The sequence below is a fragment of the Pseudoalteromonas sp. ND6B genome, assembly GCF_000764215.1.
GTDB lineage: Bacteria > Pseudomonadota > Gammaproteobacteria > Enterobacterales > Alteromonadaceae > Pseudoalteromonas > Pseudoalteromonas tetraodonis.
In genome coordinates this window covers 1-14,568 of record NZ_JQFL01000081.1, presented here as the reverse complement: position 1 = coordinate 14,568, position 14,568 = coordinate 1, and the positions used below count along the sequence as shown (strand labels likewise).

Sequence of the window (14,568 nt, the reverse complement as noted above, 5' to 3'; positions counted from 1 at the left end):
TTTGCTGCTAGAGGGTGAAGTTATCTAAATCGTCATTCGGTTCAAAATCACCGAGCCTTTCAAGCTCAGTGTCTTGGCGCATTTGCTCGTGCCAACGTGCTTCATCCCAAATTTCAAATTTATTCATTAAACCCACCAGCATAATTTTTTTGCCAAGTTCTGCATGTGAGCGCAATGAAGGCGCCAACAAAATTCGACCGTTTTTATCAAGCTGATACTCTGTCGCATTACCTAACAACATACGTTGCATCCGTCGTGCTCTAGGATTCATATTAGATATTTTTGCTAAACGGCTTTCTATTTCTAACCATTCAGCAAGAGGGTATAACCAAAGGCAAGGCTCATTGAGTGCAACGGTGCAAATTACCGTTCCCTGATCTTCAGACAATAGCGTATCTCGGTACTTAGTCGGTACCGCAAAACGTCCTTTATCATCCAAACTCAGTGAACTTGCGCCACGAAACATAAAAAGCCTATTGTAAATTTATTTTAATCAACTTTTTGATTAACCCGATCCAGTTTGATCCACTAAACACCACTTTTTACCACAGTGCTCCAGTTTAGGGCTTGACAAGCCTTTTTGTCAAGTAAGTCACCCAGCTTTAGCACCCCGCGAAGCCTGAAAAAATAAGGCTCCGATTAAAGCGGTTGAATTGTTTAATAAAAAATCTGATCAGCCAGTAAAAAATTTTTTATCGTTCTTTTTATTAGCTTGATGGCATTATTTGCTTAATGAATAAACAGTGAATAATTACAATTTATTTGAGCCCTGCTGACCTTTGTGAATTAGAGTTTGGTCAAACTAGATGCGGTTTAATCGTGTCGCGAGGTTTGTAATCGAGTGGACAAAGAAAAAATCAATCTCGAATGCTCAACACGTCCTAGTTTGTAAAAATTACAAACTATTGTCGCAATAGTTACAGCTATAAACCCACTCAAAATTCGTAAATAAAATACAATTTATATAAAACAACAGGTTAAAGACTGGTTTAATCATTGCATCTAAATAATTACTTTTAAAAAACTATTAAGGATTGATTATGGCTACGGCAACGAAGAGCAAAACTCCTATTGATGCAAAACAAGAGATTGAAGCACCGCTAACAGATAAAGCGACATCAGCAGCGCATGACGCAGTTGATGCATTATCAAGCAAAGCGGCGGCGGCAGAAAGTGGCGTTCGTAAAGGCGCAAGCAGCTCAGCTGAAACGCTTAATGAAAAGCAGTTAGCCGCTCGTGAGAAACTAGCAGAGTGTTCGTCTAAAACGCGTCAACTCGCATCAGAAAACCCATTAGCAACGGCGGGTCTGGCGTTTGCTGCTGGTATGTTAGTTACAGCACTGTTTCGTCGTAAGTAATACTAATGCAAAACCAACACTCAACACCAAGTGAATCACAAGGGACAGATTCGCCGTCATCGGCAAAACACGCCGATGACTGGCAAGATCACGTTGCTAAGCTTGCTGACTATGCAGCGCAGCTCAAGGATGATTATCATCAACAAGGAAAGTTGACACATCAGCTGGCAATAGCAGATTGGAAGCTATCGCTAAGATCCTTAGCACTGATCACCATTCTACTAGGATGTTTTGCCAGTGGCTTGGTGTTACTGTGGGTGGGGTTTTTAGGTATTGTAGGCTTTGCCACCTTTGATCTGTTTAGCTCTATCTGGCTGAGCATTGCAATGGTGATCAGCCTACAAATTTTATGTTTAGTTTGGCTGTGGCGAAACGCCGTTTATCTAAGCAAAAAAATTGGCTTTACTAAAACGCTAAATAGCCTAAGGCAGCTGCTTAAATTATAAGGCACACACTATTATGTTAATCAATTATTTGATCAACTCACCGAACGCTCGCGTGCAACAGCTAGATAAAGAAGTTGTTATGCGATCAGAACTAAAACGTCAGCATCTTGCAGCTATAAAATACAGAGCCAAACGCTTTGCAGCAACAAAAGTGGGGCTCGCCAGTGCGTTTGCAGCTGGCGCTGTAGTTGAGTCTGCTAAAGGTGATGCAAACACGATAAAAAAATACACTTGGTTATTAAAGCTACTTGCTTAAAAGTCATTCGCGCATCGATTTATCACGACAATGAGCCAAAAAAACCATTTTGATAATCGCTAACCGCTTGGCGAATTTCAGCTTCAGTGGTCATTACAAACGGTCCCATATGTGCAATTGGCTGATTAAGCGGATCACCTGCTAAAATAAGAACCCCCGCCGCTTTCTGTGCCTGTAATGCAATGTCACTCAATGGTTCTAATATAAGTAACTTACCCGCATTAAACACGTCACCTGTCTGAGATATTAATGAGCCTGTATAAATATAAATCATTACTTTTTGCTGTTTTAAAGCCGGTAAATTAAGCCCTTCACCCGCAGGCAAAACTACATCGGCTATAGCGCCATTAGCAGCTAAATTTTGTAAGCTTGCAGCCAATTGGTGTGATTCAAATTGCCATGTCCCTGCTAGCGCTTTAAGACTAATACCTTGTTGATTAGTAAAACTCGGTACTGGTTGCTCTGTGGTATCCTGGTATTGCGGCTCACGCATTTTTTGAGCACTTGGCATATTGAGCCAAATTTGAAAGCCATGTAAGCCTTGTTCAGCATCGGCAAGGGGCATTTCACTGTGCATAACACCGCTACCGGTACTCATCCATTGTACGTCACCCGCACGAATCGCCTTTTTGTTACCCATTTGGTCTTGATGTTCAAATCCGCCTTTTAAAATATAGGTAAAGGTTTCGATCCCCCTATGAGGATGAGGAGGAAAGCCACCAATATAATCACTTTCATCGTCAGATTTAAGCTCATCTATCATTAAAAATGGATCTAAATATTTACCATCAAATCCCGGAATACGACGAATATTAACACCATCCCCATCTTGGGTAGCATAAGCAGTTAGTACTTTGGTTATTTTCATTTTTTTTGCCTAAAATAGGTTAAGTAAAAGTATAAAATATTAATTTATTATTATGACTTTACCCGAAAATTAATTAATAAATTTCAGTTATATACAATAAAAGTAAATTTAATATTTGCGATATAACCTTAGTACATTAAAGGTTATTTATGGTATAATTATTGGTTAGAGTTTTACCCTATATTTATTTGGATACGATTATTTTTACTGCATCATTAAAACATCAGCTTTATCGACTACTTATGCTAATTTGCATGCCTGTAGCTGCTGTCATTTTAGTAACCTTGTGGTTTAGTCGTGACGCGGCTATTAAAGAGCACGAGAAAAAAGTGCGCTCTATCACTGAGTACCTAATTATCAAGCAGCAAAGCATGATTAATGATGTAGAGCATATTACTGAGTTTTTAGCAAAAAAGCAGAAAGACATTAAGTCTTTATCTTCTCGCTGCCCTTCGTATTTTTTAGATGTTAAGGCACTCAATGGCAATATCGCGAATATTGGTTTAGTAAACAAAGACGGCGATTTAATTTGTTCCTCAAATAATGATGCCCCTAATATCAACGTTAGTGATCGTCCCTACTTTAAAAACGCACTCGCCAGTAAAGAGTTTAGTATTGGCCATTTCCAGCACGATCGCAGCCTTGAAGCCCAGAGCATTAACTTTGCTTCCCCTATTCTTAATGAAAACAATGATATTGAAGGCGTGATAGTAACTGTAATTGCTTTAGACTGGTGGAGCTCGGCACTTAATAGCTTGAATTTACCGACAGAAGTTCGAGTCGCCATCACTGACTCTAATAATCTTATTTTAGCCAACTCCCCTTTTTCAGCCGATAGATTAGGTTATAAATTGGAAGAGTTTGATTTAGAACATAATTTACAAGCAGGTGTCATTTTTAAAGGAAAAGATGGTATCCGTAGAGTTTTTCATCAAACGACTCTCTATCGAGATGGCAATGACAATAAGCTCTCTATTTATATTACTCAACCAATAGATAAAACACTTGAGCGGATAGATATTAACTTTGTAAGAATGGTTTTAGGTTTTTTAATTGCCACTCTTCTTTTAGCCGTATTGGCTAGACGATTAGTCAATAAAAGCATTTTAACCCCGATTAAAAGTTTAACGCAGGCTGTTAACCGCTTAGCGGCCGGTAATATGCCTCATGACGATGAGCAGCCCAATAGTCCTGAGCTAAATAGACTTTACCATCGTTTTAAATACATGGCCGAAACTCGCTTAACGGCTGAAGCATCCCTTAAACATAAGCATGACGAGCTCAATAGCCTGCTTAATGCATTACCCGATGCTTTTTTACGCGTAGATGTCAATGGCAATATTCTTGATACCGGTGGACGTACTAAATCGTTAAATTATAGCCATTCAACACCCCCTAAAAAATTATCGTGTTTATTCTCTGATGCTAATTTAAAACAAGTGCAAGGGTACTTAATACCCCTGAACGCCCCTGTCACTGTTGAGCTTGAACAAGAACAAGACAATCAGTTTTATGAAGCTAAAATTAGCCCAATGAAAAAAGCCGATGAGTTTATTATCGTTATTAGTAACATCACACAACGAAAGCAAAATCAAAAATCGTTGCATTTAGCGTCATTAGTTTACAACAACAGCAGTGAAGGCATGGCAATCACGGATGAAAATGGGGTTATTTATGATGTGAACCCTGCGTTTTGTGAAACAACTTTGTATTCTCGGAATGAAGTACTCAATAAAACGGTGGGTATTTTATCATCGGGTAAACACGATAAGCAGTTTTATAATTACATGTGGCAGTCAATAAATAAAACAGGCCGCTGGCAAGGTGAAATAACCAATCGTCGTAAAAATGGCGAGCTGTATGTTGAATGGTTAACCATCGATACTATTTACGATAAAAATAAAGTCCCGACTAGTCGTATTGCTATTTTTACCGACCTAACCGAGAAAAAACAAGCAGATGAATTAATTTGGCGACAAGCGCACTTTGATCATTTAACCGATTTGCCTAATCGATTAGAACTAAAAGAGCGCTTAAACCAACGATTCGCAAACCTTACCAATGCAGATCAAAAACTGGTCATTATGCTATTAGATATTGATCATTTTAAAGATATTAACGACACATTGGGCCACCATTACGGCGATAGATTACTTAAGTTAGTGTCTGAGCGAATTGTGCAAACGGCCAAAGAGGCTGACTTTGTAGCACGAATTGGCGGAGACGAGTTTGTTGTTGTATTTAGTGATTTACATGGCAGCGATAACATCAAAAAAATAGCAAAATCACTGCTACTTAGCCTTGCCTCCACTATTTTTATTGAAGATGAAAAAGTGTATATCAGTGCCAGTATTGGTATTACCTGCGCGCCAGATGATGGCCAAAATCCAGAGCAATTACTTAAAGCCGCTGACCAAGCTATGTATAAAGCAAAAAATAGCGGCCGCAATGGCTTTGAGTTCTTCTCACATGATATGCGTGAAGATGCAAACGCAAGAATGCAACTACTCAAAGATCTTCGCTCAGCTATAGAACTAGAACAGTTTGAATTGTATTACCAGCCTATCGTATCGCTTGATGATTTACACGTTCATAAAGCTGAGGGGCTTATTCGATGGCAACACCCAGAAAAAGGCCTGATCAGCCCCGCTGACTTTATTCCCTTAGCTGAAGAAACTAGACAAATAAATGCGCTCGGTCAATTTGTATTTACTGAAGCACTGCAAACACTTAATGATATTAAAAAACACATTCAAGATGAATTTCAAATAAGCATTAACGTATCGCCGGTGCAGCTCGCAACCACAGACAGTGGTATAGACGATTGGTATGGCATGCTTGAGACAGCAAATTTACCTGCATCGAGTATTGTGGCAGAAATTACCGAAGGCTTGATGGTTAATCCTGAAGAACTGACCCAAAGCCGCCTAAAAGCCTTGGTTAAGTCAGGGATGCAATTGGCCCTTGATGACTTTGGCACCGGTTACTCATCGCTTGCTTACTTACAAGAAATGGATACCGACTACCTAAAAATCGATAAACGCTTTGTTGATAATATTCAAAAAAACAGCCAAGAGCTGGCCTTATGTGAAGCAATTATTATGATGGCTCACCAGCTTGGTTTAAAAGTAATTGCCGAAGGCATAGAAACAAAATTACAAATGGATTTATTACTTGAGGCCGGTTGTGATTATGGCCAAGGCTATTTGTTTTCAAAGCCGCTGCACAAAGCCTCGTTTATGCAGCTGATAACAACAAATCAAGTAATTAGTTTGAAATAAAAGTCATTTAGCCCTAATACTGGTTATTTTGTGTCGAGGTGGTCTGCTACATACGCACCTCGCTGCCCTCTTTTTTTATCTGGTCCAATGGTGCTGTCTTGAGCGGTTTGCTGCTCTAACGCAGCATTGATTGTGGCTCCCAAAATAATGATATAAGCGCTAATAAATAGCCACATAAGCATAATAACCACTCCACCTAAAGAGCCATATGTTTCGTTGTAACTAGCAAAATGAGATACATAAAATGAAAAGCCAAAAGATGCCACAATCCATAATACGGTGGCGGTGAATGAGCCCACGGTAACCCAGCGCCATTTAGCTGCTTTTCTGTGAGGCGCATAACGGTATAAAATTAATAATGCAAAGTTAAAGGTCAATGCCAGCAACGGCCATGATATAAGCATGATTAAAAAATCAATACTCTCTTTAATTCCGAGTAAATTAAGCGCTAGCGGTAATATACCTATAATTACCAGTGCTATTACAGCCACCACAATTGCACCCACTGAAAATAACAAACGCACAAGTTGCGCCTTTAAAAATGAGCGTTTTTCGTATTCGTGATAACTAATATTACATGCTGTGATCAACGCTTGGCTGCCCTTAGAGCTACTCCAGATAGTTAACAGTAAAGTACCCAGCGCACTAAGGCTTAAACTAGTTTGTGACTTTTGCGCAAGACTTGAAACTTGAGATAAAATAATTTCTTGAGTGCTTTGTGGTAATAACGCCATAAACTGACTTAAATACACACTAATATCATTCGGTGATGCAAAATAAGCATACACAGACACCAATGCCGCAATGGCGGGAAAAATAGCCAGTAACGCATAAAATGCCACGCCAGCCGCCACTAAAGATAAATTATCACGGCTCATTTGTTTTACTATTCGCCTTGTAATATCCCACCAGCCACGCAGAGGGATATGGTTAGGCTGCTTGGCTCTTTGGCCACGCTTAAAGTCACTCATAGTTAACTCCCTTTTTCTAATTAAGTAGCAAAATGTTTGCCAAACAAATACTGCTTGGTATTAGGGTCTGTTGACCTTTCAAGGTTTAATTTGCAGCAGTCTGTTTGGTATTTAGGCAAGGCAGCGCCTATGTGGTGTGGTATTCCCCATAAATAGGCGATAACGTAGCATTAATGCAAAACAGGCGCTGCCCGAAGAGTTCTGCCTAGGGGCAATTAACTCTTTGTTGCCTACATGGATGTAGGTAAGGGGCGTGAGCAGGACGCGGAAGCTTTACTCGGTTTTTACTTAGCCCACTAGGTTACAAACCTCGCGCCGCGATTAAATTGCCCTAGTTTGAACAAATATTAATCCGCAAAGGTTCAACAGACCCTAGACTTGCTGCTATTGTTTAACACAGACCCTAATTACTTCGACCTAACACGGATGACCTCTATGCTCAGCGCTTTAATTGCAACACTCGCTAATAACACATCTATTCCCGCAATCGACACCGTTCAGCCAAACTCGGTTTCATGGGGCTTTTTAAAAGAGCAAAGCGTGCAATTACTACACTCATTCGTGCAATTACTGCCCACTTTGTTTTTAGGGATTATTATTTTGGTGATTAGTTATTTAATCGCCACCCCATTATCACGCTTGTTAATAAAGCCCGTTACTTACATGACCAACAGTAAATTAGTACACCTAGTTGCTAGGCGTGGCATTAGTACCTTAATTATTTTACTCGGGTTTTACCTATTTTTACGCTTGGCAGGACTCACCGAATTCGCGGTCGCTATTATGAGTGGCACTGGGTTAATAGGGCTTATTTTAGGGTTTGCCTTTCGGGATATTGCTGAGAACTTTATTGCCAGTTTACTTTTGAGTGTACAACGTCCATTTAAAATTGATGATGTAATAGAAGTTGATGGCAGAATTGGCATTGTTAAAAAAGTAACTGCAAGAGCAACCACTTTAGTTGACTACGATGGCAATCATATTCAAATACCCAATGCGACTGTGTATAAAAATACCATTAAAAACTTAACCGCTAATCCAAAGATGCGCGGTCATTTCACAATCGGTATTGGCTACGATAATGACATTCGCGGCGCACAAAGTCTTGCTATTAGCGTTATAAAAAATCAAAACTCCGTGCTTAGCGATCCACCTCCCCAAGTATTGGTTGATAACTTAGGCTCCGCCACTATCAATTTTACTGTTTACTTTTGGGTCAACGGCGAACAATACAGCATGGTAAAAGTAGCCTCACAGCTTATGCGAGAGTTAATCAATAGTTTTACGCAACATAATATAAGCATGCCTGACAATGCCAGAGAGCGTATATTGCTCAATAGCCAAGGTGAAGATATTTATCCCATAGCAAGCGAAGCTAAAACAGAGACAACAGAGACAACAGAGACAACAGAAGAAATTAACGAGCAATCACATATTCAAAAACATAAAACCACAGAGCATGAACACAGTATTGATGATGTAAGTAGTGATACGGATGATATTCGCGAGCAAGCCGATGAATCACGCGATCCGGAGCAGGGAAAAAATATTATATAGAGAGGTTCGAGGTTCGAGGTTCGAGGTTCGAGAAATTTAAAAGCCTTGCGGTTAACATTACAAGGTTTTTTATGCCTGAAGGCGATAGTTAGTCTCGCGTCGAGTTTAGGTTTTAAGCCCGCAACCCGAAGCTCGCCGCCCGCAACCTGACAGCTTATTCCAAACACAAAAAAGCCCGCAGCGTTAACTGCGGGCTTTTTTATTGAATGAGTGAGTCAGCCGGTAAGCCGGGTTCTGTCCTTTCCGAAGAAAGTGATAATCATTCGTCTAGGCCATAAATCGCTCTATGGCTCAAGCAACCTACCCGGTTCCAACGTGGGCCACGCCATAAGGAACCCTATTTGGTCTTGCTCCGAGTGGAGTTTACCTTGCAACCGACTATTACTAGCGGTCCGGTGCGCTCTTACCGCACCCTTTCACCCTTACCAATCCGAAGATTGGCGGTCTTCTCTCTGCTGCACTTGTCGTGGGCTCACGCCCCCCAGCCGTTAACTGGCACTCTGCCCTGTGGAGCCCGGACTTTCCTCCCCCTGCGCATTTTCGTTGCAGGCAGCGATTATCTTGGCTAACTCGGCGCGCAGTATACATGAGAGCACCACACTACGCAGTAAACATTTACTGTTTTTCTTCAATAATTGTTTTATACAGCGCGTTTTTCTTCATACCAAAGTAATCGGCCACCACGCCACAGGCTTTTTTCATTGGCATTTCGTTTTCAAGTAGCGCTAACATTTTGCGTGCCTCTGGCGGAATATCGTCAACTACCTTAGGTTTACCCGGCAGCATGAGTACTATTTCACCGCGCTGTTTAGTAGGATCGTCAGTTAAAAACTGCTTTAACTCAGTCACTGTGCCATTAAAAAAGGTTTCAAATGTTTTAGTGAGCTCTTTGGCAAATACCACTTGCTGCTCACCACCTAGCGCTGCTTCTAAATCGTCTAAGCTTGCCATAATACGGTGGGTACTTTCATACATAATACTGGTAATACTTGAGTTAACCGCATCAATAAAAAAATCTTGGCGTGCTTTACTTTTAGCGGGCGTAAAGCCAACAAACTGAAAACGGTCGGTTGGCAGCCCTGAACAACATACCGCCGTAATAGCAGCGCATGCACCAGGCACGGGTGTTACACTTGCGCCCTGCTCACGACATAAATTAACAACGGCATAACCAGGGTCGCTTATAAGCGGCGTGCCGGCATCGGATACTAATGCAATATTTAACCCTTGATTAAGTTGGTCGATAATTTGCTGCGCTTTTTGCTTTTCATTATGGTCATGTAACGCAAAGGTTTTAGCCTTAATACCAAAGTGGCTGAGTAGCTTGCCAGTATGGCGAGTGTCTTCAGCCGCGATTAAGTCAACCTGCGATAATGTCGCGATTGCACGCTGACTTAAGTCGTCATAATTGCCGATTGGGGTGGCAACAACGTAAAGAGTGCCAATTTTCTGTGAATTCTCCTCATTTAACATTGAGGTCTCCTGCGTCAGTCAGTAATATAAGCAAATCGCGTTAACGTATGGGAAATCATTGTGCGACTTAAACTAGTTAGTCTATTAATTATATTGTCAGGGTTATCGGCGTGTAGCACAACCGAAAAACCAACTAAAACCAGCGATAACTTAAATAGCAGTGCCAATACGCTGAAAAATGAAGCACTGAATGCGCAATCGATTTATCAATTAGCGCAAAACCGTTTTGGTGCAGATAAAATTCAACTGCTTTATAGTGCCCGTGATAGCGCCATTACGGAAGAAAACTGGCCGCTACTCGAAACAATATGTAGCGAACTTGCACTTACTGCCAGTGTTGATCAAATTCAAAACCGTTTATATATTGCCTTTGCACAAAAAGAGCAGAATAAAAACCAGCAAGCACTTGAGGTACTAAACACGCTTGAGGGGCAACTTAAGCAACCTGAGCATTTTGCTTGGCATCAATTTTTAACTGCCAGCATTTTTGCGTCGCAAGACTTACCAAAACGTGCAGCTCCTCACTTTTTTGCTGCCTCTGAATCGGTAGCAAAAAATAATATTTCTATCCCTAAACTTAATGACGCACTTTGGCATAATTTAAAGCAGCTTTCTTCGTATGCATTAGAGCGATTTAACCGTGGCTCGGTTATTCAACAAGGTTGGGTTAACTTAGCTTTGTATCATCAAGTTTACGCCAACAGCTCGGTTGATTTAGACCAAGCCATTAATAATTGGCGCCGCCGTTACCTTGGGCACCCTGGTACCAATGTTCTACCAAAACAAGATACTTACGCCAATGAATTAGCACCACTAAATATTGAACGCTTAGTTGTGCTATTACCTCAATCGGGGGCTAACAAGCGCTTAGGGGATGCATTAAAAGCCGGCATACTGGCTGCACTTGATAAAAAAGAGATTAGCGAAACGCTGTTTATTGATGAAAATACCGAAACCGAAGCGTTGAGCTCACAGATTTCGCAATTACAGCCTGACTTTGTTATTGGCCCACTATTAAAAGCCAATATAGATAAGCTCGCTAAGACCAATACATTACTCGATATACCCACCTTACATTTAAATACCTTTGATGGCGAAAGAACCTCGCTGCAACATTACTTTTTTGCGCTTAATCCTGAACATGAAGTACAGCAAACGCTAGAGCACTTTTTAGCACAGGGTTATCAAAAGCCGATGTTGCTAGCGCCAAATAATACCAATGGCCAGCGCTTAGTTGACTACTTTAATCTGCAGTGGCAACGCTATAGTGAAACAACCACGCAAGTTGGTTTTTATAACGATAACAAAGATATGCCCAATACGATTACTAGCTTGTTAGAAGTTGATAAGTCAAAAGAGCGTATTAAATCTGTTAAAGCACTTTTTAATAAAGAAGTTGAAAGTGAAACACGCTCACGTGGCGATATTGATGCCATTTACATACTCGGCGACGCCATTGAAACCCGATTAATTAAGCCTTACCTTGATGTTAATGTGAGTACCTTTGCCGATAGAATTCCTATTTACGCCAGCTCTAAAAGCCACAGTAAGCAAATAGATACCACTGACAAAGGTGATTTAGACGGACTCTACTTTACTGAACTGCCTTGGATGTTAGACTCACAAATTACGCAGCATAATCTACGTAAGCAATACAATGATTTATGGCCTGAACAAGCCGATATAAGCCAACGTTTATTTGCGATGGCTTATGATTCCGTCACCATGCTTAACGATATTAGACAATTGAGTGTTACACCCGATAAATACTTTTCAGGGTTGAGCGGTAAATTGTCGATTAATAGTGCCGGTGATATTGAACGTTCACTGCAATGGGCTCAGTACAGCAACCGCCGAATAAAACCGGTGGAGTTAAAAACACAACGCCCTGTACCGCTATTTATGCAATCAGCTAACGATGGCATAGCCATAATTAACTAAGGGGTCGACATGTCGTGGTTTAAACAGCTGTGGCAAAATAGTCGTGAAAAAGGCCAGTATTATGAGCGCCAAGCGCAAAAGTATTTAGAAGCACAAGGCTTAAAAGCGATTGAGCGTAATTACTACTGCCCCTATGGCGAACTTGATGTCATTATGAAAGACGGTGACACCTTAGTGTTTGTTGAGGTTAAGTTTCGTAAAAATAATATAAAAGGCGGCGCTAATTATGCTTTAAGCCCGCAAAAGCAAGCAAAATTAAGACGAACTATTTATCATTACCTCGCGGCTAAAAATTTAAAAAATCAGCCATTACGTATTGATTATGTTGCTATAACAGGCGAGCCATCACTACACATAAACTGGCTAAAAAACGTATTTTAATACCGAGCACATACAAATGAGTGAGCAATTATTACAACAGCTAAATGCATTAATGCGTAGTTAAAAATTAACAAGCTGCTTCTAAAAATCATCATCCTTAATAAAGCGGGTGTGAGCTCACACAGAATTAGATATTAATTGTTGGTAATCCATGCAAGACACAATAAAAGAAATTTTTAAAGAAAGTATTCAAGTTCAAATTGCAGCAGGTGAAGTACTTCCTAGCGCATTGGAGTCAGCGGCATTCACCATTGCACAAAGCCTGATCAATGGTAATAAATTGATCTGTTGCGGTACTGCAAACTGCCATATGCTGGCACAACACATGGCAGGCGTACTGGTTAATTTTTACGAAACAGAACGTCCCTGCTTACCTGCAATCGCTCTCTCACAAGAAAATATTAACCTAGGTCAAGGCAATCAAATAGATGACCACGATACCTTTGCACGCCAAGTTCGTGCCTTTGCTCAGCAAGGTGACTTATTATTGGTACTTGCCATTAATGGTAATGAAAAACATATAATTTCTGCAGTAGAAGCGGCACTAACCAAAGATATGAAGGTCATAGTAATGGTAGGTGATGATGGCGGCGAACTCGTTGGCTTACTTGGGCACAACGATGTAGAAATACGTACACCGTCTAAACGCCCTAGTCGCATTATTGAATCGCATTTAGTGAACCTTCACTGTTTAAGTGAGTTGGTGGATTTAACCCTTTTCCCGCAGGATGAAAATTATGTTTAAACGCTCCCTGATTATTTTAGGCACTGTTGTGTTATTGCAAGGTTGTGCCGCAGCTGTGGTCGCCGGTACAGCCAGTGCTGTTACTGCCGCTAACGATAGACGAACCATTGGCTCGCAAATAGACGACAACAATATTGAAATAAAAGCCAGTATTGCTATTAGCGAAGATGAACGTCTTAATAAGTTTGCTCATATCAGCGTTATAAGCGTTAATGGCGTGGTTTTAATGGTAGGCCAAGTGCCTAACCAAGAAATGAAAAACCAAGCGTTTAAAACCATTGAGAACCTATCTGGTATTCGCAAAATTCATAACCAACTTCGCATTGGCTCTAATATTGGAATCACCACGCAAACTCACGACTCATGGTTAACCTCAAAAGTAAAAGCGCAGCTTTTAGCGGCTGAAAACATCAGCAGTAATAATATAAAAGTAGTGACTGAAAATGCCGAAGTATACTTAATGGGGCTAGTGTCTGACGCTGAAGCAAACCAAGCCGTTAATATTGCCCGTAATATCTCTGGCGTAGAGCGCGTTATTAAAGTGTTTGAGTATTTGTAAAGAATAAGGTTCGAGGTTCGAGGTTCGAGGTTCGAGGTTCGAGGTTCGAGGTTCGAGGTTCGAGGTTCGAGGTTCGAGGTTCGAGAAGTTTAAAAACCTTGCGGTTAACATCGCAAGGTTTTTTTATACCTGTAGCAGCGGGTTCACCCCGCATGTGTATTAGGTTCAAGGTTTTAGGTATGAGGCCCGTAACTCGTCGCTCGTGAACTTAAATCAAACTTGCACGGCGTAAGCCCCACTTAAAAAACATTTTTACCACAGAGTACACAGAGACGCTTCGCGCTCCCCCTGTGTCAGGATAGTTGTCGCCTCTAACATTTAGCAGAGGCAAATAAAATGAGACGTCAATTTACACAAGAATTTAAAGTTCAAGCTGTTGAAAAAGCATTATCTCAATGTGATGATGTTCGCTTAGAAGATATTGCAGATGATTTAGGTGTCGGTTATTCAACGTTACAACGTTGGATAGCACTGGCAAAAAAGCATCAACTTGAAATACACCAGACGGGTAGCCAAATGACAGCAGAAAAACGACCACAAGACTGGAGTTTAGAAGAAAGGCTCAACGCGGTCATTGAGTGTGGAAGTTTAGATGAAGCCGCCATAAATGAATACTGCCGTAATATAGGGCTTTATCCGCATCATATTCAGCAATGGAAGAAAGACTTAGTAACACCACCTTCAAATAAAACAGTAAAGTCAGACAGTAAACAGCTTAAGCAAGAAATAAAG

Annotated in this window: 14 protein-coding genes and 1 other RNA gene; 10 read left to right on the top strand and 5 right to left on the bottom strand. The window is 40.7% G+C overall.

The annotated features are described in order from the left end of the window. Window positions 1–7 precede the first annotated feature (7 nt). The gene (gene mraZ / locus ND6B_RS01035) at window positions 8–466 is read right to left on the bottom strand and encodes a division/cell wall cluster transcriptional repressor MraZ (RefSeq protein ID WP_008110699.1); all 459 of its coding nucleotides are present in this window, start codon (window positions 464–466) and stop codon (window positions 8–10) included. A 574-nt stretch (window positions 467–1,040) separates the two neighbouring features. Here mraZ and ND6B_RS01040 point away from each other — a divergent pair. From ND6B_RS01040 to ND6B_RS01050, 3 genes are read left to right on the top strand one after another with little or no spacing between them, the layout of a single operon-like run. Continuing rightward, window positions 1,041–1,358 (top strand): hypothetical protein, encoded by a 318-nt coding sequence (locus ND6B_RS01040; protein WP_008110700.1) that lies wholly within the window; start codon window positions 1,041–1,043, stop codon window positions 1,356–1,358. 5 nt (window positions 1,359–1,363) lie between these two features. Further along, window positions 1,364–1,804, top strand: coding sequence for a hypothetical protein (locus ND6B_RS01045; RefSeq protein WP_033104333.1), 441 nt, complete (start codon window positions 1,364–1,366; stop codon window positions 1,802–1,804). 13 nt (window positions 1,805–1,817) lie between these two features. Then, window positions 1,818–2,060 (top strand): hypothetical protein, encoded by a 243-nt coding sequence (locus tag ND6B_RS01050; protein ID WP_008110702.1) that lies wholly within the window; start codon window positions 1,818–1,820, stop codon window positions 2,058–2,060. 22 nt (window positions 2,061–2,082) lie between these two features. On the opposite strand, the gene ND6B_RS01055 is transcribed toward ND6B_RS01050, so the two are convergent. Next, on the bottom strand, window positions 2,083–2,928 hold the full coding sequence (locus ND6B_RS01055) for a pirin family protein (RefSeq protein WP_008110704.1): 846 nt from the start codon (window positions 2,926–2,928) through the stop codon (window positions 2,083–2,085). A 254-nt stretch (window positions 2,929–3,182) separates the two neighbouring features. Between ND6B_RS01055 and ND6B_RS01060 the strand changes: the two genes are divergently transcribed. Beyond that, on the top strand, window positions 3,183–6,209 hold the full coding sequence (locus ND6B_RS01060; RefSeq protein WP_033104332.1) for a bifunctional diguanylate cyclase/phosphodiesterase: 3,027 nt from the start codon (window positions 3,183–3,185) through the stop codon (window positions 6,207–6,209). A gap of 23 nt (window positions 6,210–6,232) precedes the next feature. On the opposite strand, the gene ND6B_RS01065 is transcribed toward ND6B_RS01060, so the two are convergent. Then, complete coding sequence (locus ND6B_RS01065; RefSeq protein WP_008465271.1) at window positions 6,233–7,180, bottom strand: YihY/virulence factor BrkB family protein; 948 nt, start codon at window positions 7,178–7,180, stop codon at window positions 6,233–6,235. Between the two features lie 435 nt (window positions 7,181–7,615). Here ND6B_RS01065 and ND6B_RS01070 point away from each other — a divergent pair, with 435 nt between their 5' ends. Beyond that, window positions 7,616–8,737 (top strand): mechanosensitive ion channel family protein, encoded by a 1,122-nt coding sequence (locus ND6B_RS01070; RefSeq protein WP_033104331.1) that lies wholly within the window; start codon window positions 7,616–7,618, stop codon window positions 8,735–8,737. 207 nt (window positions 8,738–8,944) lie between these two features. Here ND6B_RS01070 and rnpB read toward each other — a convergent pair. Then, an RNA gene (gene rnpB, locus ND6B_RS19785) (RNase P RNA component class A) lies at window positions 8,945–9,310 on the bottom strand. Window positions 9,311–9,352: 42 nt separating this feature from the next. Beyond that, window positions 9,353–10,210 (bottom strand): 16S rRNA (cytidine(1402)-2'-O)-methyltransferase, encoded by an 858-nt coding sequence (gene rsmI / locus ND6B_RS01075; protein ID WP_033104330.1) that lies wholly within the window; start codon window positions 10,208–10,210, stop codon window positions 9,353–9,355. A 60-nt stretch (window positions 10,211–10,270) separates the two neighbouring features. Here rsmI and ND6B_RS01080 point away from each other — a divergent pair, with 60 nt between their 5' ends. The 5 genes from ND6B_RS01080 to ND6B_RS01100 all read left to right on the top strand — a co-directional run. Then, window positions 10,271–12,151, top strand: coding sequence for a penicillin-binding protein activator (locus tag ND6B_RS01080; RefSeq protein WP_033104329.1), 1,881 nt, complete (start codon window positions 10,271–10,273; stop codon window positions 12,149–12,151). Between the two features lie 9 nt (window positions 12,152–12,160). Next, complete coding sequence (locus tag ND6B_RS01085) at window positions 12,161–12,532, top strand: YraN family protein (RefSeq protein ID WP_016899512.1); 372 nt, start codon at window positions 12,161–12,163, stop codon at window positions 12,530–12,532. 151 nt (window positions 12,533–12,683) lie between these two features. Further along, window positions 12,684–13,277 (top strand): SIS domain-containing protein, encoded by a 594-nt coding sequence (locus tag ND6B_RS01090; RefSeq protein WP_008110721.1) that lies wholly within the window; start codon window positions 12,684–12,686, stop codon window positions 13,275–13,277. After that, complete coding sequence (gene dolP, locus ND6B_RS01095; RefSeq protein ID WP_013464043.1) at window positions 13,270–13,836, top strand: division/outer membrane stress-associated lipid-binding lipoprotein; 567 nt, start codon at window positions 13,270–13,272, stop codon at window positions 13,834–13,836. Before ND6B_RS01090 ends, dolP begins: the two co-directional genes overlap by 8 nt. 336 nt (window positions 13,837–14,172) lie before the next feature. Next, window positions 14,173–14,568, top strand: a 396-nt coding sequence (locus ND6B_RS01100; RefSeq protein ID WP_033102530.1) for a transposase, incomplete at its 3' end; no start/stop codon positions are given.